Source organism: Rossellomorea sp. LjRoot5, from assembly GCF_964253455.1.
Lineage (GTDB): Bacteria > Bacillota > Bacilli > Bacillales > Bacillaceae_B > Rossellomorea.
The window spans coordinates 3,334,842-3,361,206 of sequence record NZ_CAXUQN020000001.1 but is presented as its reverse complement, the minus strand read 5'-3'; the positions used below and the strand labels follow the sequence as shown (position 1 = coordinate 3,361,206).

Annotated in this window: 29 protein-coding genes; 17 read left to right on the top strand and 12 right to left on the bottom strand. The window is 45.1% G+C overall.

The features are described 5' to 3' along the window. Positions 1 to 322: 322 nt before the first annotated feature. Positions 323 to 496: a hypothetical protein gene (locus ACSQ2E_RS17185; protein WP_435992490.1), complete on the top strand. Its 174-nt coding sequence runs from the start codon at positions 323 to 325 to the stop codon at positions 494 to 496. 45 nt (positions 497 to 541) lie between these two features. Here ACSQ2E_RS17185 and ACSQ2E_RS17180 read toward each other — a convergent pair whose 3' ends face one another. Then, positions 542 to 1,960: an NAD-dependent succinate-semialdehyde dehydrogenase gene (locus tag ACSQ2E_RS17180; RefSeq protein ID WP_435992488.1), complete on the bottom strand. Its 1,419-nt coding sequence runs from the start codon at positions 1,958 to 1,960 to the stop codon at positions 542 to 544. 190 nt (positions 1,961 to 2,150) lie between these two features. Between ACSQ2E_RS17180 and ACSQ2E_RS17175 the strand changes: the two genes are divergently transcribed. Beyond that, entirely contained in the window at positions 2,151 to 3,086 is a 936-nt protein-coding gene (locus ACSQ2E_RS17175) for an NADP-dependent oxidoreductase (RefSeq protein ID WP_435992486.1), read from the top strand. A gap of 120 nt (positions 3,087 to 3,206) precedes the next feature. Here the strand turns inward: ACSQ2E_RS17175 and ACSQ2E_RS17170 are convergent, their stop codons facing one another. Together ACSQ2E_RS17170 and ACSQ2E_RS17165 are read right to left on the bottom strand one after the other, a co-directional pair. After that, the gene (locus ACSQ2E_RS17170) at positions 3,207 to 3,530 is read right to left on the bottom strand and encodes an ArsR/SmtB family transcription factor (RefSeq protein WP_435992484.1); all 324 of its coding nucleotides are present in this window, start codon (positions 3,528 to 3,530) and stop codon (positions 3,207 to 3,209) included. Beyond that, positions 3,531 to 3,965, bottom strand: a complete 435-nt coding sequence (locus ACSQ2E_RS17165) for an SRPBCC family protein (RefSeq protein WP_435992482.1) — start codon at positions 3,963 to 3,965, stop codon at positions 3,531 to 3,533. It lies immediately after the preceding gene. Between the two features lie 248 nt (positions 3,966 to 4,213). On the opposite strand from ACSQ2E_RS17165, the gene ACSQ2E_RS17160 reads away from it, so the two are divergent. Then, a complete protein-coding gene (locus ACSQ2E_RS17160; RefSeq protein WP_435992480.1) occupies positions 4,214 to 5,071 on the top strand; it encodes an AraC family transcriptional regulator in 858 nt (285 codons plus the stop codon). Positions 5,072 to 5,125: 54 nt separating this feature from the next. Here the strand turns inward: ACSQ2E_RS17160 and ACSQ2E_RS17155 are convergent, their stop codons facing one another. Both ACSQ2E_RS17155 and ACSQ2E_RS17150 read right to left on the bottom strand, forming a co-directional pair. Then, positions 5,126 to 5,926 (bottom strand): hypothetical protein, encoded by an 801-nt coding sequence (locus ACSQ2E_RS17155; RefSeq protein WP_435992478.1) that lies wholly within the window; start codon positions 5,924 to 5,926, stop codon positions 5,126 to 5,128. Further along, complete coding sequence (locus ACSQ2E_RS17150) at positions 5,914 to 6,762, bottom strand: hypothetical protein (RefSeq protein WP_435992476.1); 849 nt, start codon at positions 6,760 to 6,762, stop codon at positions 5,914 to 5,916. Before ACSQ2E_RS17150 ends, ACSQ2E_RS17155 begins: the two co-directional genes overlap by 13 nt. Positions 6,763 to 6,984: 222 nt before the next feature. Here ACSQ2E_RS17150 and ACSQ2E_RS17145 point away from each other — a divergent pair, with 222 nt between their 5' ends. The 7 genes from ACSQ2E_RS17145 to ACSQ2E_RS17115 all read left to right on the top strand — a co-directional run bounded on the left by ACSQ2E_RS17145 (position 6,985) and on the right by ACSQ2E_RS17115 (position 13,009). Continuing rightward, positions 6,985 to 7,851, top strand: coding sequence for a DMT family transporter (locus ACSQ2E_RS17145; RefSeq protein WP_435992474.1), 867 nt, complete (start codon positions 6,985 to 6,987; stop codon positions 7,849 to 7,851). A gap of 128 nt (positions 7,852 to 7,979) precedes the next feature. Continuing rightward, the gene (locus tag ACSQ2E_RS17140) at positions 7,980 to 8,195 is read left to right on the top strand and encodes a hypothetical protein (RefSeq protein WP_435992472.1); all 216 of its coding nucleotides are present in this window, start codon (positions 7,980 to 7,982) and stop codon (positions 8,193 to 8,195) included. 203 nt (positions 8,196 to 8,398) lie between these two features. Further along, on the top strand, positions 8,399 to 9,073 hold the full coding sequence (locus tag ACSQ2E_RS17135; RefSeq protein ID WP_435992470.1) for a sigma factor-like helix-turn-helix DNA-binding protein: 675 nt from the start codon (positions 8,399 to 8,401) through the stop codon (positions 9,071 to 9,073). Between the two features lie 3 nt (positions 9,074 to 9,076). Next, positions 9,077 to 9,679: an ATP-dependent Clp endopeptidase proteolytic subunit ClpP gene (gene clpP, locus ACSQ2E_RS17130; protein WP_286163088.1), complete on the top strand. Its 603-nt coding sequence runs from the start codon at positions 9,077 to 9,079 to the stop codon at positions 9,677 to 9,679. Positions 9,680 to 9,881: 202 nt separating this feature from the next. Beyond that, complete coding sequence (locus ACSQ2E_RS17125; protein WP_435992467.1) at positions 9,882 to 10,940, top strand: C45 family autoproteolytic acyltransferase/hydolase; 1,059 nt, start codon at positions 9,882 to 9,884, stop codon at positions 10,938 to 10,940. 214 nt (positions 10,941 to 11,154) lie between these two features. Next, complete coding sequence (locus ACSQ2E_RS17120) at positions 11,155 to 11,724, top strand: helix-turn-helix domain-containing protein (RefSeq protein ID WP_435992465.1); 570 nt, start codon at positions 11,155 to 11,157, stop codon at positions 11,722 to 11,724. A 37-nt stretch (positions 11,725 to 11,761) separates the two neighbouring features. Beyond that, a complete protein-coding gene (locus ACSQ2E_RS17115) occupies positions 11,762 to 13,009 on the top strand; it encodes an ATP-binding protein (RefSeq protein ID WP_435992463.1) in 1,248 nt (415 codons plus the stop codon). Positions 13,010 to 13,058: 49 nt separating this feature from the next. On the opposite strand, the gene ACSQ2E_RS17110 is transcribed toward ACSQ2E_RS17115, so the two are convergent. Beyond that, entirely contained in the window at positions 13,059 to 13,733 is a 675-nt protein-coding gene (locus tag ACSQ2E_RS17110) for an NAD(P)H-dependent oxidoreductase (protein ID WP_435992461.1), read from the bottom strand. Between the two features lie 202 nt (positions 13,734 to 13,935). On the opposite strand from ACSQ2E_RS17110, the gene ACSQ2E_RS17105 reads away from it, so the two are divergent. The 6 genes from ACSQ2E_RS17105 (at position 13,936) to ACSQ2E_RS17080 (ending at position 18,781) form a co-directional block, all read left to right on the top strand. Next, positions 13,936 to 14,481, top strand: coding sequence for a GNAT family N-acetyltransferase (locus ACSQ2E_RS17105; RefSeq protein WP_435992459.1), 546 nt, complete (start codon positions 13,936 to 13,938; stop codon positions 14,479 to 14,481). Positions 14,482 to 14,705: 224 nt separating this feature from the next. Next, entirely contained in the window at positions 14,706 to 14,957 is a 252-nt protein-coding gene (locus ACSQ2E_RS17100; RefSeq protein WP_435992457.1) for a FeoA family protein, read from the top strand. A gap of 2 nt (positions 14,958 to 14,959) precedes the next feature. Continuing rightward, positions 14,960 to 15,685 carry a FeoB small GTPase domain-containing protein gene (locus ACSQ2E_RS17095; RefSeq protein WP_435992455.1) on the top strand — a complete coding sequence of 242 codons (726 nt, stop codon included), beginning with the start codon at positions 14,960 to 14,962 and terminating at the stop codon, positions 15,683 to 15,685. After that, on the top strand, positions 15,672 to 17,063 hold the full coding sequence (locus ACSQ2E_RS17090) for a nucleoside recognition domain-containing protein (RefSeq protein WP_435994609.1): 1,392 nt from the start codon (positions 15,672 to 15,674) through the stop codon (positions 17,061 to 17,063). Before ACSQ2E_RS17095 ends, ACSQ2E_RS17090 begins: the two co-directional genes overlap by 14 nt. A 116-nt stretch (positions 17,064 to 17,179) precedes the next feature. Further along, complete coding sequence (locus ACSQ2E_RS17085; protein WP_435992453.1) at positions 17,180 to 17,788, top strand: class I SAM-dependent methyltransferase; 609 nt, start codon at positions 17,180 to 17,182, stop codon at positions 17,786 to 17,788. Positions 17,789 to 17,863: 75 nt separating this feature from the next. Then, entirely contained in the window at positions 17,864 to 18,781 is a 918-nt protein-coding gene (locus tag ACSQ2E_RS17080) for a ketopantoate reductase family protein (RefSeq protein ID WP_435992451.1), read from the top strand. Between the two features lie 204 nt (positions 18,782 to 18,985). Here the strand turns inward: ACSQ2E_RS17080 and ACSQ2E_RS17075 are convergent, their stop codons facing one another. The 6 genes from ACSQ2E_RS17075 to ACSQ2E_RS17050 all read right to left on the bottom strand — a co-directional run bounded on the left by ACSQ2E_RS17075 (position 18,986) and on the right by ACSQ2E_RS17050 (position 25,337). Then, a complete protein-coding gene (locus tag ACSQ2E_RS17075; protein WP_435992449.1) occupies positions 18,986 to 20,305 on the bottom strand; it encodes a (Fe-S)-binding protein in 1,320 nt (439 codons plus the stop codon). Further along, positions 20,302 to 21,714 carry a glycolate oxidase subunit GlcD gene (glcD, locus tag ACSQ2E_RS17070; protein WP_435992447.1) on the bottom strand — a complete coding sequence of 471 codons (1,413 nt, stop codon included), beginning with the start codon at positions 21,712 to 21,714 and terminating at the stop codon, positions 20,302 to 20,304. The genes ACSQ2E_RS17075 and glcD overlap by 4 nt, the downstream gene beginning before the upstream one ends. A 97-nt stretch (positions 21,715 to 21,811) precedes the next feature. After that, positions 21,812 to 22,978, bottom strand: a complete 1,167-nt coding sequence (anmK, locus tag ACSQ2E_RS17065) for an anhydro-N-acetylmuramic acid kinase AnmK (RefSeq protein WP_435992445.1) — start codon at positions 22,976 to 22,978, stop codon at positions 21,812 to 21,814. Then, positions 22,971 to 23,885, bottom strand: coding sequence for a BadF/BadG/BcrA/BcrD ATPase family protein (locus tag ACSQ2E_RS17060; RefSeq protein WP_435992443.1), 915 nt, complete (start codon positions 23,883 to 23,885; stop codon positions 22,971 to 22,973). The genes anmK and ACSQ2E_RS17060 overlap by 8 nt, the downstream gene beginning before the upstream one ends. A 3-nt stretch (positions 23,886 to 23,888) precedes the next feature. Then, complete coding sequence (locus ACSQ2E_RS17055) at positions 23,889 to 24,986, bottom strand: DUF871 domain-containing protein (RefSeq protein WP_435992441.1); 1,098 nt, start codon at positions 24,984 to 24,986, stop codon at positions 23,889 to 23,891. A gap of 12 nt (positions 24,987 to 24,998) precedes the next feature. After that, positions 24,999 to 25,337, bottom strand: coding sequence for a PTS lactose/cellobiose transporter subunit IIA (locus tag ACSQ2E_RS17050; RefSeq protein WP_435992439.1), 339 nt, complete (start codon positions 25,335 to 25,337; stop codon positions 24,999 to 25,001). Between the two features lie 160 nt (positions 25,338 to 25,497). Between ACSQ2E_RS17050 and ACSQ2E_RS17045 the strand changes: the two genes are divergently transcribed. Next, positions 25,498 to 26,364: a MurR/RpiR family transcriptional regulator gene (locus ACSQ2E_RS17045; RefSeq protein WP_336200923.1), complete on the top strand. Its 867-nt coding sequence runs from the start codon at positions 25,498 to 25,500 to the stop codon at positions 26,362 to 26,364. The last annotated feature ends 1 nt before the right edge of the window (position 26,365 follow it).

The following is a 26,365-nucleotide window of genomic DNA, read 5'->3' as shown; positions in this document are numbered from 1 at the left end:
GCCTCCAAATGAATGACCGACTGATAGGCCTTCAGTCACATTTTACATAACACATGAAAAAACCCGCCCCTGATCAGGGACGAGTCTGAACTCGCATAACTAACCATATTCCCTATGTTCCAAACTTTCGTAAGGAAAAACAGATTTGCTATATTCATACTTTTCTTCTTTTTTAAAATTTCATTAATACTCACAATCTAGCACAGGCTATTTGGGTCGTCAATGAATTTTCCTACTATAATGTTAATTTCTTCTCTGTCTTCAGGTAATGGAAAGAATGGGTCTGGAATATGTATATAGAAAAAGTGGGGGAGTTGGTTCCATGAAGCATGTTGCTGCGGCAATCTATCTTTCTTTCGGGATGCTATTCTTATTTTTGCAAGGGTTTGAAGGGTTTATTGGACCGGAAAATATGAATTTTATTATTTTCTTATTCCTAATGACCGGGGCATTGTATCTGTACCGGGAAATCAGGGTGCATTTTCGAAAAAAATAGACAAAGGCACGCGTGGGGATGCGTGCCTTTGTCTATGCATTGTGCTTACAATCCTAGGGAAATATACTTCACTTCCAAAAATTCTTCTATGCCCTGATGACCGCCTTCGCGGCCGAGGCCGCTTTGCTTGAATCCTCCGAATGGAGCTTGTGGAGTCGATGGCATCCCATCGTTCAGTCCGACGATTCCGTATTCAAGTTGCTCACTGATCCGGATCCCCTTGGTGATATTCTCGGTGAATACATAGGCAGCGAGGCCGTAAATGGAGTCATTGGCCCGTTCGATGGCTTCCTCTTCGGTTTTGAAGGTGGTGATCGGCGCGACCGGTCCGAATGTTTCGTCATTCATGCACAGCATGTCATCGTTGACGTTCGTCAAGACGGTCGGTTCAAAATATAGCCCTTCTATTCCTTTTCCTCCGTAGGCAACGGAAGCTCCTTTGTCTACGGCATCTTCCACATGCTTGCGGACTTTCTCGATGGCATCCTCATCGATTAATGGACCGATATCGACGCCTTCTTCGAGCCCGTTTCCGACTTTCAGCCCCTTCACTTTTTCAACGAGTTTTTCAGAAAAAGTATCTGCGATGGATTCATGTACATAGATCCGATTGGAACAGACGCAGGTTTGGCCGGCATTCCTGAATTTAGAGGCGATGACACCGTCAACGGCTTTTTCCAAATCCGAGTCATCCATTACAATAACTGGGGCGTGGCCACCAAGTTCCAGGGATATTTTCTTAACAGTGTCGGCTGATCCCTTCATCAGGACCTTTCCGACTTCCGTTGAACCGGTGAAGGTCAGTTTCCGGACGCGTGTATCTTCCATCCACGCTTCCCCGATGGATTTCGAATCACCTGTCACGACGTTAATGACGCCTTTCGGGATGCCGGCTTCATCAGCAAGCGCAGCCATCTTTAACGCAGTCAAAGGGGTTTGATTTGCCGGTTTGATCACGACCGTACAGCCGGTGGCAAGTGCCGGTGCAACCTTTCGTGTGATCATTGCCGCAGGGAAGTTCCACGGAGTAATGACTGCTACAACCCCGACCGGCTGCTTATGGACGAATAATCGCTTGTTCCGCTGAGTGGCAGGGATCTGTTCCCCGTAAACACGCTTTCCTTCTTCTGCATACCAAGAGATGAATCCGTTGGCATATTGAATTTCGCCGAGTGCCTCTTTTAACGGTTTTCCTTGCTCGATGGTCATCGTGCGTGCAAGATCCTCTTTGTTCTCATTAATAAGATCATACCATTTTCGGATGAGTTCACTTCGTTCGTATGCCGAGAATTGGGACCATTCCTTGAATGCCTCATGAGCGGCATCCACCGCCTTTGACGCCTCTTTCTTGCCTCCATTCGGAATGGTTGAGATCACTTCTGATGTAGCAGGATTGGTTACCTCTTTCTTTTCAAGATCTGATCCGGTTTGTTCTCCATTGATGATGAGATTATAGTGTTGCATAGTGTTCCTCCTTTAGTAAGATAGATTCCCATATGCTTATGACTATGTAGGTTGTCTTAAATTTACAATAGTGTGAGGGAAGAATCCAGTAATACATTTTAATAAATGACGATGGGCTCTCCATTGTTTAAATACCCTAAGTAAGAGGGAAGATAAACCGTATGAATAAATACAAGGAGGGCGAAACAATATGAAAGCCATCATCATCAACCAGTATGGAGACAAAGACGTTTTACAGGAAAAAGAAATCGACCATCCGGCGATCGGGGACAATCAAATCTTGCTCGAAAATCATGCTACATCCATCAACCCGATTGATTGGAAGGTGAGGGCAGGCTATTTAAAAGAGATGCTGGACTTTGAATTCCCAATCATCCTTGGATGGGATGCAGCGGGAGTGATCGCTGAAAAAGGTAAAAATGTAAAAGGGTTCGAAGTGGGTGACCGTGTATTTGCCAGGCCGGCTACGACAAGGGAAGGTACCTACGCTGAGTATGTGGCAGTGGATGAAGAGTTGCTCGCTAAAATGCCTGAAAACATGAGCTTTGAAGAAGCGGCTGCGATTCCCCTGGCAGGATTGACAGCCTGGCAGTGCTTAGTCGACTTTGGTGAAATCAAAGAAGGCGATAAGGTGCTGATCCACGCAGGATCCGGCGGGGTAGGGAATTTCGCGATTCAGATAGCCAAAAGCTTCGGAGCACATGTCGCCACAACCGCAAGCGGAAAGAATGAGGAGTTCGTCCAATCATTGGGAGCCGATCAATTCATCAATTATAAAGAAGAAGACTTCAGTGACGTGTTACAGGGCTTTGACCTGGTGGTGGATACCATGGGCGGAGAGGTTCAGTCGAACAGCTATGAAGTCCTCAAGGAAAATGGGAAGCTCGTATCGATTGCAGAGCCCCCGAAAGAGGAGGAAGCAGCTAAGTACGGAGTGAAAGCCGAATTCCTTTGGCTTGATCCGAAAGGCGAGCAACTCTCAAAGCTTGCCGACCTGTACGAATCCGGTCAATTAAAGCCAGTGATCGGAGAAACATTCGAACTGAGTGAACAAGGAGTAAAAGATGCTCACGCACTCAGCGAAACGCACCACGCAAAAGGGAAAATCGTGATCAAAGTGAAATAATGATAAGAGGGACGGACCTTTGGAAAAAAGGTCCGTCCCTCTTTTTTATCACCGATATAGCCATCTGTGAAGAAAGTCATTCGAATGATGTAAAGGACACTTGACGGTCCCTCCCATAATTCAATCTTCATTATTCTCTTCCAGAACATATTTCAGCTTGGTCAGTTTATTGCTCCAGAACTGTTCGTAATAGGCTAACCATTCCTTAAGTTCTGCGAGGGGCTCAGGCTGAAGGCGATAGATCTTTTCCCTGCCGATTTTTTCACCTGAAACCAACTCGGCTTCTGTCAGGATGGCAAGATGCTTTGCAATGGCGGTCCGGCTCATGGGAAAATGGGAAGTCAGAGCGGAAATGGGCATCTCTTTTTCTGAAAGAAGGCGAAGCACTTCCCGGCGGGTCGGGTCTGCAATCGCCTGGAATACGTCATGTTTAACGGCAGACACTTATTCCTCCACAACCTTCCGAAGGCGCTGGTCCACAATGCCGACCCAGCCGTTCGCCATTCGTTCCCGGATAACAGAGCTTTTTTCGTTCGGTTTTGAAACAACCGCATCATCATGCTTCCAGCCACCATGAATCAACGTGAATTCGGTTTGTGTCCCAACCTCTTTTAAAAGGAAAGTGACGACCCAGCCATCCGTATCCCAGGAGAAGGACAGCTTATGAGGCTCCTCAACTTCCAATACCTTACATGGAGACGGACCGAAAGGGGACTGAATGTGAAATTCGTGCCCGACTTCAGGATGAAAATCATTGGGCATGAACCATGAAGATATCCCTTCTGAAGTGGAAACGGTGTCCCAAACCTTCTGGATGGGGGTATTGAAGAGGACAGTTTGGTTAATATCTTGAAGCTGATTGCTTTGACTTGATTTCATATTTCTCGCCTGCTTTCTGTGATTAAAATAACACCAATTGGTTTCATTTTAATAATATAACACCATATGGTTTCGCGTCAATGAAAAGAGGAGATAGTTGAAAGAGTGTAGAAGTAGTGTCTTGGTGAATACTAGTATCTGCATACTTTGTACAATTTATAAAGAAACACCGGTCACCACATCGCACAGAATGACCGGAGTATATACAATCTGCATGGTACATTAGTTGAGACGGGAGAAGATGAACCATGGAAATGCTTCATAGGATGAATGACTGCATTCAGTATATAGAGGAAAATCTTGAAGGGGAGATCAAGATGGAGGAGCTTGCCAGGCTCTCGCTGAACTCGAAGTTTCACTTTCAACGGCTGTTTTCTTTAGTCACAGGCTGCACTGTAGCTGAGTACATCCGGAGAAGAAGGCTGACTCTTGCGGCTCAGGAACTGAATCATCCGAATGTGAAGGTCATTGATGTCGCTTTCAGGTATGGTTACGAAACACCCGAATCCTTCTCGAAGGCGTTTCGAAAAGCTCACGGTGTTTCACCATCCCAGGTGAGAGAATCGGGAACTCCTTTGAAAGCATTCCCGCGTATCTCCTTCCAAATCCAATTAAAAGGGGAAGTTGAAATGAATTATAAAATCGTTGAAAAAGAAGCCTTTCGGGTGATTGGAAAAGGGAAAAGAGTCTCAACCAATAATGGCCAAAACTTGAAGGAGATTCCGACATTTTGGGATGAGGTGAATACTTCCGGCTTGGACAGTGAGATTTGCGAGGCTGCGGGTAATGATGAAATGCTCGGAATCTGCATGGAGTTTGATGATCCGAATGAAGAGTTCACCTATTTTATCGGATCAGAAAAGAAGTCTGACACTCATCCCCCGCTGGAGGTAAAGGAGATACCTGCTTCCACATGGGCAGTATTTGAATCGGTCGGTCCGATGCCTGACGCGATTCAAAGTGTGTGGAAAAGGATTTTCTCTGAATGGTTCCCGTCTACAGGGTATGAGCATGGAGATGCGCCTGAATTTGAACTATATCCGCCGGGGAATCCGAATGACGAGGATTACAGGTGCGAGGTCTGGGTTCCCGTTATGAAGAAATAAGGTCATGTTTTAAAAAAGAAGAAGCACCTGAATTTTGAGCAGGTGCTTCTTCTTTTAATTGGCCTCTTTATACCGGTAGCGATATTGAATGTTTGCTGTACGTTCATCTGTATCAATGGTAAACCGATTCCACAGGCTAGTGTCCCTAGTGGTTTCACTTTTCGGGAGGAAGGGGATCGTTTCATTCGCACCAATGGACATAGTATCCGTTTCAATGGTGTCCATTACATTCCCCGAAGAATCATAAAACGCAATCTGAACTTGGACCAGCAGGTCACGATCCTCAAAGTTCCTCATGAATACGAGGTTGGAATAATCCGATCCCCTGCAGGATGAGGAGTTTGAGTAGCATATTTGCTGTGACATCGAAAGCGTCATCCCAATCGGCTGATCGGTTTGTGTATCCATATCGCTTAAAGATTTATCTGCTCGCTTCATGGCCGCAGCGTAGGTGGATTTCTCTGCGACGGGCAGGACGAAAATGAAAATCATCATCATGGTCAGGCATAATAGGCTTATGACAATGAAAATGGGAGAACTTTGCATGATTGATTGCATAAATGGCGTTCGTGAAAAGATTCCCATCAGGATGACGATCAACATGATCATTCCCAATAATAATCCGCAAACCATCAACATGATCTTGATTTCTGATCCGGTTGGAAGGAGTGGGAAACCATATTCCTCCAAGTAATGGAGGTTTACGATGAGGGTGACAGAAAAGATTACAGCCCAAATCCCTGCACTGATTAAAGCGTATCTCAGGAGGACCCTGTAATGCCGGTGATGGTCCACCAAGGCAAACATATAAATGAGAAACGGTATGGTGGCAAGAGGGATGATCAGGAATGCCATGGTGCTTCATTCCTTTCTTCTGCATTTTCAATATAAAGGTCTCTATTTGTAATCGAGATTGTTTTACTCTGTAGGCGAGCACTTTCATCACCTGTATATGTCACCCCGGAAGTCGGACACAAGGTTTCATACATTTCTTCAAATCTGTCAGGATTGGATTCCCATTTGCTAAACAGGTAAAAATAATGGTCGTGCCAAAAGTTATACACCTTCCATTTCGTCATCTTCCAGGTAAGGACAGCGAAATAGATGACTTTTGCAGGGGAGATCAGTTTTTTGATCTGGGCTGAAGGCATTTTGGACAGTTGACGGAATACCGTGAAACATTCATGCAGTTGCTTCATGACTCCACGAATAGTTGCTTTATCCACATCCGCAGTCATAAAGTTCCTGTAAAGGAGTTTATTGTATTGGGTCGTTTCCTCGTCATACGTTTTCAGTTCGTTCAAAACATTATAGCAGGAAAGCAAGTCGTTCTGTGAACGGCTGGGGACGGCAAAGAGTTCAAGAAAATCAAGGAATGCCTGTCGGTCTTTGTCTTTCGTCTTTTTCCTGAAGAAGACCGAACAGATGGTATCCAATCTCTTATATTGCTGTTCTCTTTTTTCAAATGCCTCGAATTCCTCCTTGTCCGTCGTAACGGTCATTCCCCTGGATGTGTGAATGATAATCCGGGCATTGGACTCGTTGTCCTTCTTGAGAAGCTGTATGATGCGATCATCTAAATGATGGACAATGTTCTCTGAAACATCCTGATGATCTTCCACTTCATATATAGAAATTCTTTCTTGTAGTACGTCGATTAACGTCAAACTGGTCACCTCTGATTTTTTCATGGTATGTATCTACGGATGAAGACCCTGTATGTTTCAATAACCGTATAAGTGAGGAATATTTTCCTATACAGAGAGTGTGAATACTATTTGTTCCTATACCCGTCTAGTTCAAAAGACATTCCTTTTTCAGGAAAAAATAGGTAACGGTTCGGATTTTTTTCTTTGCCTCTTTTTTTTGATACACTAATTTAGCTGCTAAATTGTTTATCATTGGAGGATATAATGTCGAATCGAAATAAAGGCATATTACTATTATTATTATCAGCGTTTGGTTTCTCCTTGATGGCGGCATTTGTCAAGTTATCGGGGGATGTGCCTACGATCCAGAAAACCTTCTTCCGGAATATCGTCTCTGCGTTCATTGCATTCGGTTTTGTCCGATACCACAAGGAACGCCTATTCGGAAAAAAAGAAAATCAAAAACTACTTTTACTGCGTTCCGGTTTAGGGGCTGTCGGGATCGTGCTCTTTTTTTATGCCATCGATCATCTTGTGCTGTCCGATGCCGATATGCTGAACAAACTTAGTCCGTTTCTGACCATCATCTTTTCGGCGCTATTCTTGAAAGAGCGGACCCGCGTCTTTCAGGTGGTGGCGATCATCATTGCGTTCATCGGGACGCTGTTCATCATCAAACCGGCGTTCTCATTTGATGTCATCCCATACGTTGCAGGGGTGTGTTCCGCTATTTTTGCAGCAGGTGCCTACACGGTCCTCCGGGTGCTCGGGAGCAGGGAGAAGTTTTATACAGTCGTCTTTTACTTTTCCTTTTTCACGACGGTCGTGCTGCTGCCGTTCGTCATCGGGTTTTATGAACCGATGAGTGTGAAACAGTGGGTGTACCTGTTATCCGCAGGTGTCTTTGCGACAGTCGGTCAGTTTGGGATTACGATCGCATACAAGTTTGCGCCGGCGAGGGAGATATCGATCTTTTTCTATTCCACTGTCGTGTATTCCGCGCTTATCAGCATCTTCCTGTTCGGTCAGGTGCCGGATGTCTTCAGTATTATCGGATACATTGTAATCTTCGGGGCATCATTGTATATGTTCCTGAAAAATAATGAAGCGGGTAAAAAACAAGCAGCATGAATGAAGCCTATCCATCACATGGTGGATAGGTTTTTTACGGTTAAAAAATGAAACATTTACCATTTCCCAACCGTGTCGTGCAGTGATTAAGGCAGCGACTGATTCTGCCCCTATCAAACATCGAGGAGATGGAATGGGGTGAGAAGAAACCAAGTAAATGCACCATGGTCTTTATGCAGAAAGACTTTGAAGAGATTCATCCTCAAGTTATCCTGATATTGAAGGATCCCGTCGAAGCAACACTCTTCATGGGTAGAAGAGAAGAGATATCTAAAGTGGCTTTGAGAGTGGATGATCCTGAGAAGTTAGAGCGATTATTAGAGCAATATAAAAATCGTGCCTGATTCTTATCAGGTACGATCCTTTCCAACCCCATGCGATAAACCAATCACATTCCCCCGATCATCGACTCATCATGAGATGAAACCAATTTATTACCCAACTCCCACCTGTTGGATATAATTATAATAAAATCATCCTTATACCCATATCTTTTTCCTACCCTTATCCGTTATAAGCATGAGAGGATGCAAAAGGAGTGAAGACAATGCAAATGAGATCGGTATTCAACCTGGACGAAGAAGGGATCGAAGAAATGGTCCCAAAACTGTTCCGGTATTGCTATTTTCTGACGAAGGACAAATGGGACGGGGAGGATCTTGCCCAGGAATCGGTTTATAAAGCCCTCAGCCGCTACCCCGATCGTCAGGATTGGAGTCCAGCTTTACTGAAGAAAATGGCCTATCATCTGTGGATCGATAAGGGACGGAAAGAGAGCAGGGAAACAATCGGATCTGTTCCGGAGTCTGGTTTGGAAATCCATCCAAAAGAATGGATCAGTCCTGAGATGGTCGGCGTGCTTTCCAGCAGGTTGACGCCTAAGCAACTGGTTTCCTTTGTCTTAAAGGAAGCCTTTCAGTACAAGATTTCTGAAGTGGCCGTTTTATTAAAATTGACAGAAACCGCTGTGAAGGCATTGCTGAACCGTTCCAGATCCAAGCTGAAAAAGATCTCCGGCGATGATGAATGGGGCGAAAGTGAAACATATGGAGACGATACTCTTCAAAAAGAGTTGAACGCCATTTTATATCGGAGCCTGAAAGCACAGGATCCCAGTCTTCTCATTGCCTACATCCCGACGCTGCTTGCCAATGGTACAACAGTCCACATGATTGCACCGACATCTCCTTCGCCTTGGAACGTCCTCTCGATGGCTGCATAACGAATGAGGGAGGAAGAAGATATGAATGCAATACCTTATGTGATTGAACAATCAAGTAAAGGGGAACGCTCCTACGATATTTATTCACGGTTATTAAAGGACCGGATCATCATGGTGAGTGACGAAGTGAATGATCATATGGCCAATAGTATCGTTGCTCAATTATTATTCCTCGCAGCAGATGATCCCGATAAAGACATTTCCTTGTATATCAACAGTCCGGGGGGCTCGACTTCGGCGGGATTCGCGATCTTTGATACGATGGAGTATATCAGTCCGGATGTGCGGACGATCTGCACGGGCATGGCGGCATCATTCGGCGCGATGTTGCTCTTGGCGGGTACGAAAGGAAAACGATTTGCCCTTCCGAACAGTGAAATCATGATCCACCAGCCTTTAGGGGGAGCGCGTGGTCAGGCGACAGATCTTGAAATCTCGGCAAAGCGCATCCTGAAATTAAGGGAACATATCAATGAAATCATTGCGGAGAAGACGGGTCAATCGGTTGAAAAAGTTGCCTTTGATACGGACCGTGACTATTTCATGAGTGCTTATGAGGCGAAGGAATATGGGATCATTGATGAGATTATCGAGAAGAAGAAATGATAGATGGGGGAACGGTCTTGATGGCCGTTCTTTTTTTATTCAGCAGCTGAACGAACTGGAATGTACCAGGTACAGAGTGGTGATTCTGTACCTGGTACAATCACTCGTTGATAAGCATGTATAGGAGATAGCGATTTCTTTCTTTTTCTCATCCATTCTATTATCCTTGTAGAATAGATTATGATGAAAACGAGGTTTTAACATGAAAACAATACATAGCGATGTGATTCAATTTCGCGGGTCCCATTATGACTTCGGGTTTATGCAAGGGGAACGGATAAAAGATTCCATAACGGTTAAAAATCGGGAGAATCAATGGAAGGTACGAAAACCCCGGTTTTCTATCAGTGTTGAAGAAACAAAGAATGCGATCAATCGATTTGCCCCAGGGATCTGGGATGAGCTTCTTGGATTACAGGAAGCACTCCAGTGGCCGATGGAGCGGGTGTTGAAGGAGTTTGGCGGCTACCGGGTGGATTATGTGAAGTCCGGCTGCTCAATCGTAACGGGTGAAGATTATCTAATCAGGAATTATGATTATCATCCGAAAACGTATGAGGGAAGGTATACGTTTTATCAGCCTACGGATAAAGGATACGCGATCATCGGTCCCAGTCAGCGCGTGACGGGCAGGATGGATGGCATGAACGAAAAGGGCTTGGCAATGGGATACAACTTCATGCACCGGAAAAATCCCGGTGATGGTTTCATCTGCTGCATGATTGGACGATTGATCCTCGAATCGTGTAAAGATGTTACCGAAGCCGTTGACATGTTGAAGCAGATCCCTCATCGGCACTCATTCAGCTATGTCGTGTATGACAGGAGCGGGGAAACGTTTATAGTGGAAACCTCACCGCGTGGGGTGGAGACTCGCCAAGCGAATGCATGTACCAATCATTTTGAAATCATGACCCATGAGAACAGAAATCACCTGGTCGATTCCAAGCGAAGATTGAGCGTCATGAGGGAAGCGGGTGACCAAGACGCTCATAATGCCTTCCGATTAATGAATGACAGTGATAAAGGGGTATTCTCAGATCTTTATGGTAGCTGGGCCGGCACGATCCATACATCGGCTTATTTTCCGAAAGAAATGAAAGCATGGTTTGCCCTTGGAGGGGATAGGGAGCCTGTTATCTTTGATTTTGCCGAATGGCTAAAGGGTAAGGATGTTGAACAGGAAAAAGTGATGGGTAAAGTGGATACTGACATTCCGTTTGTTCATATGGATGAGGGGGCGGATTGGTTCAGGAACTAAATGCGGGACTTCAGGATTACTCCTGGAGTTCTTTTTTTATGAATGGATGGTGACATAAATTCCATTTTACTAGCAGAATTTTTCTGTTTTTTCCTTAAATGTAGGGCTTTTAGTGGGTTTTACGTTATTTTGCAATAGTGACAAAATAGTCACATAGTTTTTGGATATTGAATCAGTATAATAGAACTAGAAAGGTTTTGTAGGAGGGATGCGAATGAGTCATCAAAAGAGAAATTGGCTAGAACGATTAAGAAAGATGAAGGGGTATAGCCAAGAAGAAATTGCCTATTTAATTCATATCGACAGGTCCTACTATTCGAAAATTGAAAGTGGCGTCAGAGTACCAAGCAGGAGGCTGGCAGAGAATTTGGCAGAGCTGTTGAATTTTCATGTTTCCGTCTTCGAGTTGGAGGAAAGTCCCTTTTATTTCGCCCTGCAAGATTCCCCGATGGTGATTGCCCATTTTGATTTAGAGTTAAGATATACATGGATTTTCAACCCTCATACGGACTTCGATCCTGTTTCAGTAATTGGTAAGCGGGACGTGGAATTAGAAGATAATGATGGTACCAGGGAATTAATGAAATTAAAGCAAGAGGTCATTAGTGTTCGTACATCCATTAGAAGGAAAATCTCTTTTCCGTTATCCGATCAAACATATGAATATGATGTTACCTGCCACCCCTTATTTAATCATAAAGGTAAACTGATTGGAGGAAGCTCTGCCTCCACTCAGCTGATTAAAGAAGAGGAACAGGCCAAGGATTATGAAATTCCCTCCTGATAAGATTGTCCGATTGAAGTGAGAGAGGGGTGTACACATGCATGATTCTGTTTTAACGAACTTATTATTGAATTTTTTATTTATTGTAGTGGGACTCTTGCTATTCGCCCTTTATTACGACGTGACAAAGAAGCAACCATCAAAAGGAATCGTTATCATACTTTCAACGGCTACGATCCTGTTATGTGTGATGTTCAGTCATAAGCTGACAAATGGAGTTTATGTCGATTTAAGAAGGATACCTTTTTTTCTGGCCAGCTTATATTTTGGACCGGCCGTATCATTTGTTTTGATGATCATCATCATCGCGTTACGTTACTTGATCATCGGGAGCAGTCTGATTCATTTAGTGATCCTCAACTATTTTATCACCTTTATCATTTTGTCAGCCTTTTCAAAAGGTTTTCTGCGGGCTAAGAAAAAAGTGAAAATGGTCTTTACGGTTGCCATTTGTTTTAGTATGACAATCTTTAATCTCTTATTTGGATATATCCATCAAGCTGAGATTTCAGTGGATGAGTATCTTTATCTTGTGATTATTCCTTTAGCTGCCACCATGATTTCTGTGATGATATCGGAAATGATACGAAAAGTAATGATGCTGAGAAAAACATTCTCCCAACATGAGAAGCTGAGAGTGGTAAGTCAATTGGCTGCCAGTATATCTCATGAGATACGAAATCCTCTAACATCCTCCAAAGGATTCCTGCAGCTTGTACAAGAAGAAAGAAACGAAAAAACACAGAGGGAATTTATTGAACTGTCTTTAAAAGGCATTGATGAAGCCACTCATGTCATAGAGGAGTATTTGACGTTCACAAACTCAGCTGCGGATAAAATAGAAAGAATTGATGTAAAGCAGTCCATCCTAGAACTAATCGAAACTTTAAACTCTGAGGCTGGACAGGTTTCATTCCACCATGAGCTTATAGATGAGGTGTATGTGGATGGTCAACGTAATAGCTTTCGGAAATGTATTGGAAATATACTATTAAATGCCATAGAGTCCATGCCTCTTGGTGGGGAGGTGTCCATCACCATGGTTGAAAAAGAAAACCTTATGATTTCCATTTCTGATTCTGGGAAGGGGATGACGAAGGAACAAATTCAACGGTTTGGAGAACCCTTTTTTACGACAAAGGATGAGGGAACGGGCCTGGGTATGATGGCAGCCACTATTATTGTGCATTCGATGAAGGGCAATATCCAAGTGGAAAGTGAGTTAAATAGAGGTACCACTGTTTTTATAGAATTGGACAAGTCTCTGAAGGCAGATACAGGGTGAATAGATTAAAAAAGGAATCCCGGCGAAAGCGGGATTCCTTTTCACATTATCACACAAACTTCACGATATCTTCATAAGGACGGCGTGATTTAGGTGCAGGTTCGTTGACACGGTAACCGAATGCAACCATGACAGAAATGCTGAAACTTCCGTCTTCAAGTAAGCCTTCTTCATCCAGCAGCTTATTCATTTTTTTAATGTCAAAGCCTTCAATCGGGCAGGAGTCTACGCCGATCTGGGCAGCAGCGGTCATCATATTACCAAGGGCTAAATAAGTCTGCTTTCCGGCCCAGTCGTATAGAGGACGCTCGCCTTCAAGTAAATCGAAATCAACCTTCTGGAACTGTTCGATTCGTTCTAAATACTTTGCCAAATGATCCTCAGGCATGTTCTTTTTATTTTTAAAATGATCCTGTAAATAGTCTGAATCGTACTTGGTATCTTTCTTTGTCCTCGCAAGGATCACGACGAAATGACTGGCTTCCGGCAGTTTTCCGTACGCTCCCCACGCGGTGTTCTTGATCTTTTCTCTCAGTTCAGGATTTTGGATGACCACAAATCTCCATGGTTCGAACCCGAATGAGCTCGGTGACAATCTCCCCGTCTCCATAATGAACCTGAAATCGTCTTCGGAAACCTTTTTGTCAGGATCGAATTCCTTGGTTGCATGTCTGAAATGGTAAGCATCTAAAATGTCTTGCTTGATTTGGTCTTTTGTAGACATCGAACATTCACTCCTTATCCATTAATTCCAACATGTTTAACTTACCACAAGTCCCGAAGGTTAATCATGTGATGTGTTTGCTGAAACTTTTTTTTCGGTAAGGTTAAACAAATGGTTGATCGTATCCGTAAATAAGGAAAAGAAGATAAGAGAGCCTGTAAAGGGATAGGCGTGTTGAAAATACATGGGGAGGGAAGAGATTATGAATTATGTTGAAATAAGAAAAGTTTCGGAACTCGATATAAACGGAAAGGTTCAAAGTCACTTGCAGCCGTTATTATGTGAGTGCTTCGGAGAGGATTATCCTCTGGACAGGATCTATTTCAAACAGAAGCCTCACTTAAGATTTTTGGCATACATAGAGGATCGTTTGGTTGGACATATTGCATGTGATTATCGGGTGATGAATCTGAATGGACGCCGAATCAATGTGCTGAGTCTCATCGATGTTTGTGTGTCTGCAGCCAACCGTTCCCGGGGCATCGCTTCACAACTACTGAAGGAAGCAGAGGGATTCTGCGGCAAACGGGACATCGACTTTATCATATTATTTGCGGATCATCCAAAAGTATATGAAAGAAATGGTTACAAGAAAGTTCACAACCGATGCAAATGGTTAAAGGTCGATGACGATACACAAAAAACGGCTGGCATTGGGTATGAAGTAATCAATGAGCTGATGGTGAAAGCGGTGGGTGAGAAAGAATGGGAAGAGGGTGAGCTTGATCTATTAGGATATCTTGGTTAGAAGAAGAGTTCCATATGATTTATTAAGAAAGAGGTATCTGGTTGCCAGATGCCTCTTTTTCTTGTAAAAGGATAAGACTTGTGGAGATATCTAATCGGAAAATTCTATAAAAATATAAAACTTTGTTTGACATTTCGGGGGTGAAGGGAATAAGATGAACATATAATTTGCACTAGGGAAACTTTTTAACGCAAAGACAATATAATTTACCGGAGGAATCAAACATGTCCGAAGTCAAAACGTTACTTCTCTCAGAATGTAAGCCGGGAGATCGCGTTCTTATAACATCATTATCATTAGAAGGTACGATGAGAAGAAGATTATTGGATTTAGGATTTGTGAAGGGATCCGAGATCACGGTCGTTCAAAAAAGTCCACTGGGGGATCCAATGGCCTTTCGGGTGAGTGATACGACGATTGCCCTCCGTAAAGAAGAAAGTTCAAGGATTCATGTTGAGAAAATAGGAGGTGCGTAAGGATGGGTTCATACAGAATTGCCCTTGCAGGAAATCCAAATACAGGGAAAAGCACGTTATTCAATCTGTTGACAGGTTTAAGACAACACACAGGAAACTGGCCGGGTAAAACTGTGATTCATGCAGAAGGTGAGTTTAAGCATAATGGAACGGATTTCACCATTGTCGATCTGCCCGGGACATACTCTCTTTATTCCAATTCAACGGATGAAGAGGTTGCGAGGGACTATATTATCTTTGATAAACCGGATGTGACACTTGTAGTACTGGATGCAACCTCACTCGAGAGAAATATGAACCTCGCTCTTCAAGTGATGGAAATGACGGATCGGGTCATCGTAGCCTTGAATTTAATGGATGAAGCGAAGAAAAAGGGAATTGAAGTAGATAGTGAAGCACTCCGCGAAAAGCTTGGTGTTCCAATAGTAAAAATATCTGCTAGAAATAATACAGGCATCAAAGAGTTATTGGATACCGTCCATGAAATGGCCAAAGGAAATGTAGCGACCACTCCATATCGCATGACCTATTCAGAGGATATCGAAGCAAAGATTGAAGAGCTCTCTCCAAAAGTAAGGCAAATGATAGGGGATGAATTTCCGATTCGGTGGATTTCCCTGCGTTTATTGGATGGGGATGAAAGTATACTCAACTCGTTGAATGATCACTTCAAGAAGGAAAGAAAGGGAGGAGGAATGACGAATGTCTCAGTCAATGCAACCACATAATGGAGATCAGAGTCTTGCGTATTTATTCAATCATGCGAAAGGGATGTCGAGTGACAACCTGCGGGATGAAATTGTAGAAAACATTTATTCAACGAGCAGAGGGATTTGCAAGGAAGTCGTAAAGTACAAAAACAAAGAACGGATCCATTCCGAAAAGCTGGATAAAGTGCTGACTTCACCTATTTGGGGTTTCCCTATTATGCTTGCCATGCTTGGAGCGGTGTTTTATCTGACGATTGCAGGGGCGAATATCCCATCCAGCATGCTGGCGGAAGGGTTTGCCTGGATGGAAGGGAAGTTGACCCTGCTGTTTAACGCCATGAATGCACCAGCATGGCTTCACGGTGTACTCGTACTGGGATTCTTCAGGGGTACCGGCTGGGTGATCAGCGTTATGCTTCCTCCGATGGCGATTTTCTTCCCGGCTTTTGCTCTTCTTGAGAATTACGGGTATTTACCCCGTGTCGCCTTCAATATGGATCGCCTGTTTAAGAAAGCAGGAGGGCACGGAAAGCAATCCTTGACGATGGCGATGGGCTTTGGATGTAATGCTGCAGCCATCATGTCGACCAGGATCATCGAATCACCGAGAGAACGGATGCTGGCCATCCTGACCAATAACTTTGTTCCTTGTAATGGTCGCTGGCCGACGTTGATCCTGCTTGCCTCCCTATTCATGGCAGCGGGGTATGCCGGGGGAATGGCTTCCCTTGTGACCGCCGGAATGGTCATGACCATGGTGTTGATCGGAATTGTCGTCACGATTTCGGTATCCTGGATACTGTCCAAAACGGCACTTAAAGGAGTTCCGACGCATTACACACTCGAGTTACCTCCATATCGTCGTCCGAAAATCTGGAGTACCGTCTTGCGCTCGAGTAAAGATAAATCCTGGTATGTGTTAAAAAGGGCCGTGATCGTGGCCGCACCTGCTTCGATCATCACGTGGATCATCGCGAATATCCATATCGGTGACACGAGCATCCTCATGCATTTTGTACAGTTCCTTGATCCGTTCGGGCAGGCACTTGGAATGGATGGGTTCATCCTGGCAGCCTTCATCATCGGACTGCCTGCCAACGAAATAGTCGTGCCGATCCTGATCATGGCTTATCTTTCTCAAGGGGCGATGCTTGAGCTTGATGATCTGACCGAGTTAAAAGCAGTCTTTGTCAGTCATGGATGGACATGGTTAACGGCACTGAATATGATGCTCTTCTCCCTGCTCCATTTCCCTTGCGGCACGACCCTTGTGAACATCTATAAGGAAACGAAAAGCAAGAAATGGACGTTCCTATCCTTTGCGATTCCGACAGCGATAGCAATCGGGGTCACATTCCTGGTGGCAACGATTGTCAGGGCATTGGGCTGGGTATAAGAAATATGAAAGCAAACCCCATTGGGGAGGGGTTTGCTTTTTTATATATCTGAAAGGTCCGCCCAAAAGTGTTACGATTGAAGAGTGCTTACGGCAGGTTCAATAAGGAGATCAAGATGAACGAACATGATTACGATACATTACTGAATATAAATACGGGCGATCGTCAAATAGGCTTTCATAGATCATTTCACTATCATCGCTATGAACCGACTCCATACGCGGCATTACAAGATTTATTTCGGCATTATGAACTGAAAAGCAGTGACCGAGTGGTGGATTTCGGATGTGGGAAAGGGCGTTTGAACTTCTTCATTCATCATCTTTTTCAATCGACTGTCATCGGTGTGGAAATGAACGACGAGTTTTACGGAGATTGCATTAGAAATCTTTCGACCTATCGTGAGAAAGCAAAAATCAGGAATGGTGCGATTTCCTTCCGCCATTGCCTGGCAGAGGAGTATAAGATTCATCCCGAAGACAATCGCTTTTACTTTTTCAATCCATTTTCCGTACAAATCTTTATGAAAGTCATTAACAATATTCTCTTTTCAGTGGAATCCTTCCCCCGTGACATCGAGATTCTTCTGTACTACAGCTCGGATGATTATGTTCATTTCTTGGAGGATCATCCATTATTTCAGTTGCGACAAGAAGTTTCGTTAACAGGGGAGTTCGCGAAGAACGAATATGAGCGGTTTCTGGTTTATGGGTTGATGTATTAATCAGAATTTTTGATTTATCCGCTTTCATATTGGAGAATGAAATAGAAGATCTAACAGAAAAAGGAGGCGGATGGAATGAGAATATTGGTTGTAGGAGCAGGAGCCGTCGGCGGATACTTTGGAGGCAGATTGGCAGAGAAAGGTGAGGACGTCACGTTTCTCGTGCGGGATAAAAGGGAACATCAGCTGAAAGAACATGGCCTTCACATCGAGAGCGTTCAAGGCGATTATCACTATCAGCCGAAGACGATTAAGGCTGAAGAAAAAGCAGAGCCCTTTGATGTTGTCATATTATCCACCAAAGCGTACCACCTAAAAGGGGCAATCGATAGTCTAAACCCGTTTGTAGGGGAGAACACTATGATACTTCCATTGTTAAACGGCATGTCTCACGTCGATGACTTGATCCAAGCCTTCGGGGAAGAAAAAGTGATAGGCGGCTTATGCTTTGTCGAGTCCACACTTGATGGTTCAGGTAAAGTCATTCAGACAAGCCCTATCCATGACCTGGTGTTTGGAGAGAGAAATGGAGATCGGACGGACCGGATCACCAGACTGGAAGAAGCTTTCTCTGGAACGAAAGCGAGCTTCCGTTTATCCGCTACCATCGAGCAGGAAATGTGGCATAAATATCTCTTCATCACTACCCTGTCAGGCGTCACGTCCCTTTATCGTGCACCGATCGGTCCGATCAGGGAGACCGGTGAAGGAGAGGGGCGGATCAAGGCGGTCCTTTCTCAGGCAGCGATGGTCATGAGAAAGTTGAAGGCGCCACTTGCAGAAAATATTGAAGACGCTCTTTACGATAAAATCAGCGGGATGGGCTACAGCATGAAGTCTTCCCTGCAGCGTGATATGGAGAAAAGTCTATCAGTGGAGGCCGATCATTTATACGGTTACTTACTGGAAGCTGCCGAGAGTAAGGACGTAGATGTCCCTGATTTACGATTGATTTATGGGAATTTGAAGATTTATGAGATTGCGAGTCAATGAGAATGGGAGACATCGGATGCCTTTTGGGGGTGTCTGGTGTTTTTTTTTGTTTATGTTTATGTTCAGCAGGTGAATAAGTGGAAGTATTCAGCTGCAGAAAATTCGTGATAAGTCAGCAGTTGAATCAAAAGATAAAAATCGAGGGACGGACCTCCCATCATCTCTTTTGCAGAAAGCAAAAGGATGGTTGGAGGTCCGTCCCTCTCAGTCGACTGCTTCTAAAAGGAAGTCGACGATGTGGATGGCTCGCATTTTGTCTGATAGGCCTTCCCGTTCGATGCCGAGTTTCATTTGGAGGAGGCAGCCGGGATTGGATGTGATGATGGTGGTGGCCCGGGTGTCTTCGACTTTTTCCATTTTGTGATCGAGGATCTTCATGGACATGTCGGATTCGACGATGTTGTAAATTCCTGCCGATCCGCAGCAGTGGTCAGCTTGTTTCATCTCAACGTAATCGGCACCTTCCACGGATTGGAGAAGTACCCTTGGTTCCATGAATGTTCTCTGTACGTTTCGTAAGTGACAGGAATCTTGATAGGTGATTCGTTGTGGTGCCACATTCAATGCCTTTTTATGAAACTCCAATTCTACCAGAAGCGAGGAAATGTCCTTAATCTTGTTTTTAAATTGGACTGCACGCTCTTTCCACTCGGGATCATCTTTCAGTAAGTGATCGTAATCCACAAGAAAAGCTCCGCAGCCACCGGCATTCGTGATGATGTAATCGACCCCGGAAGCTTCAAATGCCTCAATATTCCGTTTAGCCAATCCCTTGGCAGCATTCTTTTCACCGCTGTGTCCATGCAAGGCCCCGCAACAGGTTTGTGTCTTCGGAATCACGATGTCACAGCCTGCCAGTTGAAGGAGTTTCGTTGTGGCATTATTGGTTTCCAGAAACATCGTATCCATCAAACAACCGGAAAAGAATGCAACTTTTTTCCGAACCTCACCAATCGAAGAAAGGGAAGTCGGGCGTTCCTTCATCGCTTTCAGCTTTGGGACCTGAGGGAGGACGCGTTCCATCGTTGCCATGCTTTCCGGGAATAGCTTCATGACGCCTGTCGTGTGGACGGCCTTTTGTAAACCGGAACGCTGATAGATTCCGAGAAGGTTCGTGACCATCCTCATTCTGTCCGGATGTGGGAATAAACCTTCGAATACGGTCTTCCTGACAACCCGGACAGGGAGGGAATGCTTTTTATTTTGATTGATGATATCCCGTGCCTCTTCTAATAAGTGACCATAGTTCACACCGGATGGGCAGACCGGTTCACAGGCCCTGCATCCGAGACAAAGGTCCAGTGTGCGCTCGACTTCTTCATCCGGCTCGATCACACCATCGACGACGGCCTTCATAAGGGCGATGCGACCCCGTGGGGAGTGTGATTCCTTGAATCCGGATTCGATATAAGTGGGACAGGAGGGAAGACAGAATCCGCATCTCATACAATTCAATAATTCATCTTCATCCATTCGGTCTTTGAACGCCTGTTGAATCTTTTGTTTTTCCTGGACGGTCGTCATCTTGAAATCACCACACGTTTTCTTGATTCTTTCGCAAATACTTTATTCGGATTCATGATGTTATTGGGGTCGAAGGATTGCTTGATCATCTTCATGGCACCGATTCCTTCAGGTCCAAGTTTCCATTCCAGATAAGGGGCCTTCATCATCCCAACGCCGTGTTCTCCGGTGATAGTCCCGCCCAATTCGATGGCGTGGGCGAAGATCTCTTCAAAGGCCGCTTCGACCCGCTCCATTTCATCATGGTCCCTGGCGTCTGTGGCAACGGTCGGATGAAGGTTTCCATCCCCTGCATGGCCAAAGGTGCAAATCTTCAACTCGTAGCGCTCGGCTATATCATTGATCGCTTTCACCATCTTGGCAATTTCGGAGCGGGGTACCGTGGCATCCTCCAAGATTGTCGTCGGTTTAAGTCGGGCAAGAGCCGAGAGGGCAGAACGCCGGGCAGTTCGAAGGGCATCTGCTTCGATTTCGGTTTTAGCGAGTTGAACGGATACGGCATCGTTTTCAACACACACTTCTTTGATACGCTTCATATCACGTGCGACCACTTCGGGAGGACCATCCTGTTCAATCAGCAGGACTGCTTTCACATCCGTAGGCAGTCCGATTTTGGCGAAATCCTCCACCACTTCCAATGTAGGCTGATCCAGAAATTCCAGGGTCGTCGGGATGATCCGATTCGAGATGATGCTCGACACACTTTTTGCAGCTGCTTCTATGTCCTGATAAAGGGCAAGCATCGTCTGTTTCGTCTCCGGCATGGGGACGAGCTTCAATGTCGCTTCCGTGATTACACAAAGCGTTCCTTCCGACCCGACAAACAGGCGGGTCAAGTCATACCCGGCTACATCTTTTGCGAGTTTCCCGCCGGTCCGGATGATATCACCATTCGGAAGGACCGCTTCAAGGGCAAGTACATAATCCCGGGTGACTCCATACTTCAACCCTCTCAAACCACCGGAGTTTTCATTGATATTCCCTCCGATGGTGGAGATTTTCATGGAACTGGGGTCTGGAGGATAGAAGAGTCCCTTGGCTTCAACGGCGTGAATTAAATCAAGTGTTACAACCCCGGGCTGGACGGTGATGGTTAAATTTTCTTCATCCAATTCGAGGATGTTGTTCATATGGGTGAAAAGGAGAACAAGACCGCCTTCGGTTGGGCACGTCCCGGCACATAGATTCGTTCCGGATCCCCGCGGGACAATGGGGATGCCGTGCTCATTGCAGATCTTCACGATTGCCGCTACTTCCCCCGTTGACCGGGGAACGATGACGGCATCGGGCATGGATTGGTAGTTAGGTGTTGCATCATAGGAATAGACAAGTTTTTCAGCAGGGGTATCACGGTAATGATCTTCACCGACGATGCTGACGAACTGATTCTTGATATCAGGAGTAATCATACTGGTTTCCACCTTTTTTGCGAGTTTTCAAAACGGTTCATAAAATGAGTAGAGAGACGGTACCCGACTGGGGTCAAGGTCCGTCCCTCATGATAGATTATTTGGTAATGATGGGGCTTGGGGTGATCGACCCGAGGATGACGGGTTTTTTCGCTCCGGTTGCCCCTGGGACATTGCCTGGATTGCCGTGCAGGGTTTCGTTGGCTAATAGGGCAAAGGCAATCGCTTCCTTGGCATCGGATGAGTATCCGATATCTTCCTGAATGAGAATTGTCACTTCAGGGAGAAGTTCCCTCATCATTTGGAGAAGCGTTTTGTTATAGCTTCCCCCGCCGCCGATGATGACCTCGTTGATCGGATGCTGAGGGAAGATGAATGTCTTATAGGCATCCGAAATGGATAGGGCGGTAAAGTAGGTGGCCGTCGCAATCAAATCTTCTTTCGCAAGATTACTATATTCAGCCAGGATCCGGTTCACGAACACCTCGCCAAACAGTTCCCGGCCGGTGGACTTAGGAGGCGCTTTCTGAAAGAAATCCGTTTCCCACTCCACCCATTTCCGTGCTGCTTCATGGTGAACCGTTCCCCTGGAGGCAATCGATCCATCCTCGTCAAAAGCCAAGCCGAATAACTTCTCGCATAGTCCATCGATCACCATATTCCCGGGACCAGTGTCAAAAGCAAACACTTCTTCAAGGGAGCAGTCCCTCGGAAGGACGGTTACATTCCCAATTCCCCCGATGTTCTGAAGGAGCCTCCCCCCATCCTTTTTCCGGTAGAGAAGGAACTCTGTATAAGGGACAAGCGGGGCACCTTCTCCCCCTGCAGCCATATCCATGGAACGGAAATTGGATACCACCTGTGTGCGGGTAAGGTAGGCAATCACGCTCGGTTCTCCGATTTGAAGAGTGGAAGCAACCGAATCTTCCGTTTGAAAGGGCTGATGATAGACCGTTTGTCCATGGGATCCGATAAAGCTAAGCTCATCAACAGAGATGCCCGCCTCCGTACATACTTTCTCTACGGCATCGGCGTATACGTTACCAAGCTCAAAATGCAGGCTGGATAAAAGGGGAGTGGAGGAATCATCAGGACTCATGACATCAAAGATTTTCTTTTTCACAGGGGGAGGGAAGGGGGCCGACGAATAGTGCACAAGCTCCACAACTGTATTCGTCCCGGATCCTTCAATAGAAACAAGGGCGGCGTCCACCCCGTCAACGGACGTGCCGGACATCAGTCCGACTGCTAATCGTTTACTCATATGACAACCTTCCTTTCCGTATGGCTTCAACTATGTCCACTGCGCCTGTAGCGGGGGACGTAGAATCAACGACAAAAATCGGATCCATAAACACTGATGAAATCGTTTCTTTAAACGTGGATTGAACCACAGGATTGTGTTCGAGGACACTACCTTTCAAAGCTATGACAGGCTTTGTTTCAATCTGTAACGCTTCGATCAATGCGATTGTCTGTGCGGCAAGCTGTGTGCCGGCGGTTTTCAATAAGGTAAGGGCCGTTTCATCCCCGGCCTCTGCTTCCTTGTGGATCACTTTCGCAAGCCGGGCGATTTCCCCTTTTGAAGAAGAATAGATAAATCCCTTCAACCCTTTGACATCAGAGGTGCCGATTTCCTTCATCAGGCTCAAGGAGAGGGGAGAGAGCGGGATGCCGAAATCGATTTCCCCGGCGATCTTTTTACACGCTTCGATGGCAAGGTGATACGCACTGCCTTCATCTCCAAGAAGATGCCCCCAGCCCCCGGTCGTTTCTTCCCTTGTTCCGTTCCTTCCGTAACAAATCGATCCCGTCCCCGCAATTGTCATCACGCCATTCCGGTTACCGATCAAACTGAAATAGGCGAGTGTCGCATCGTTTATAAGAATGATGGGAAGGGAAGTCATCCTGCTCAATTCTGATTGAATTCGGTGGGAGAGGTTTCCCGACCCTCCCCCTGCCATACCGATTACAACGTGGGTGGCATCATCTGAAGCAGTATGGTCCAGGCATTGTTGAACGACGGAGGAGAGATTACGCAATGCTTCCTCGTACGAGACTGACGGGTTCCCGTGTCCGGATAAACTTTGGAAAAGGATATTCTTCTCCATATCCATGACGAGTCCCTGAATTTTCGTTCCTCCTGCATCGATCCCTATTACTCTAGTCATCTCTTAAACCTTCTTACTTGGCAGAAAGGCAAATTTGCCCCAGGGTTTCAAATAATCCAGTAAGAAAATTTCTTCTTCACGGATCCGTCCCACGACATTCGTCTTACCGGAGTTCTCCATATCCTGAAGGGCAATTTGAAGTTCTCCCGCATATTGAGCATACAGGTCGTTTTCGATGATAATGTCTCCACGCTTGATGTCGACGTTGTTATGGGGAGCAAATTCTCTTCCTCTGTATTTGACGCGGCTTTGAGTGGAACGGATCATATAATCCGATACATCCCCGCGGTAAAAGTGTGGTTCTTCAAAGATGATCGTTTTCTCTAGATCGGTTGTCGTCTCATGGGTTTCGACGGTAAAAGTCAGCTTCGATGTATTCAGTTCACTGAGCAGCTGCATTTCACGTTCTGATGCATACGCATTGCTGATGATGACGTCGTCAATCAGTCCAGTCGCAAAAAGATGCTTCGCCTGCACATCAATAGGAAGGGAACGGTGCATTTCCAGGGTAGGCAATCCTTCTGTGACCGGCCATGGACCGAATGTGGCATCTGCGGAAGACACAAAGGCTGCCGTTTTCATACCGAAGTCTTTGAATTTCTGGCTGCATTCGATAAAGAAGGGATAAGATAAGCCGGAGTAGCGGTGCGGATAGAAGTTATGGCACCCTAATAATTGATCCTTATTGGGCTGATATGTCATGATGTTATCGATGTATTTCGTGGCATTGCTCATGTTCAATTCGATTTTTAAATCATAAGGGTTGTACGACATCATGGATTCCTCATGACCGGTATATCCGAGGTCAAGGCGGATACCGTGAGCACCCAGGTCGGCAAAAAAGGATAGGTCATCGTAAGAAATATCCAGCTCTTTAAAAATACGTGGGCTGATGTCGGCTATGACTTCCATATTCTTCTCACGGGCAAACTTGATCGTTTCTTTGAAGTTCGCAATGATGCCTTCCTTGTCCCCTTCAACGGATAATAAACAGGTAAACACACGCTGGAATCCGTAAGAAGCGGCAAGGGTCAAATAGTCTTTATCTTTTTCAGTTGTAGAATGATTCGGATAGATTGAAACGCCCAGTCTTTTACTCATCGGGTTCCCTCCTTAATTAGATTGGCTTTCGAGTGCATGGATTCTCTTTAACATAGGTATCATTTGTTCAATTAATGAGATTTCACTGATTGACGTCATCAAGTGATCCTGTGCATGGATCATAAGAAGGGATTTTTCAAATTTTTCCCCGTTGATTTCGGCCTGGATCAGGCTTGTTTGCGTCTTGTGGGCTTTATTCAGTTCGTCATGGGCAGTCTTTATCATCACTTCCGCCTCATCGAATTTCCCCTCATGTGCTTTAGCGAGGGCTTCATAAGCCGTACTCTTCGCATTTCCACCGTTTGATATGATCTCAAATATCTCCATTTCCACGTTGCGGATCTCTGCCATCGTGTATTCCTCCCTGGACCTTTTTAGAACTCTTTTCTACCAATTTTGTAAAATAAAAGTTTAAATATTTTAAAATAATATTGAAATTTAATTTCATTATCGCATATAATCATATTAAACTGAAAGCCTTTTCAAGACAATCATTTTTTTGGAGGTGACCATGACAGAATTCCAGGTTTTAAAACACATCAAAAGTCAGATGGAGAGCTTTACACCGTCTGAAATAGCGGTTGCTCAATATGTGCTCGAATTTCCGGAGAAAGTGATGGAGATGACCACAAAGCAACTATCACAATCATGCGGCAGCAGTGAAGCCGCCATCATCCGGTTCTGCAAACGGATCGGGATCAACAGTTTCAGCGGCCTGAAGATCGAGCTCGCGAAAAGTACGAACATCGAAGAAACGAAGAGTCATGATATCAATACGCTTCTCTCCTTTGAAGATAATCTTGAAACCGTCTTCAATAAAGTATTGGTCAATACCTATCAAGCTATCAAGAATACGGAAAAGCTTTTTTCCATTGATGAACTCGGTAGGGCGGTTAATGCGTTTCATGAAGCCGAAAGAGTCTATCTGTATGGAGTGGGCGGTTCCGCAGTGGTAGCGGAAGATTTCACGCAAAAGCTCTTGAGGTTGAACTACCTGGCGTTTCAGGCAAGTGATATCCATGTGCAGATGATGATGGCTGCGAACTTAACGGAAAGAGACGTACTCTTCGTCGTCTCAACATCCGGTCAGACGAAGGAAATCCTGAAGCTGATGCATGTCGCAGAAGAAAAGGGAGCCACCATTGTACTCCTGACACAGCACGGTAAATCACCGGCAAGAAAGCTCGCCGATATCGTACTGACGATTTCCGAGGAGGAACATAATATCCGAATCGGTACCATGACGGCAAGAATTGCTCAACTCGTCGTGATCGACGCTTTATTCGTGGCATTATGCATGAAAAAGGGACATGGCGTTTACGAGCAAATTATTCATACACATGAAGTGGTCCAGCGAATGAAAGAGGAGGAGGAATAGG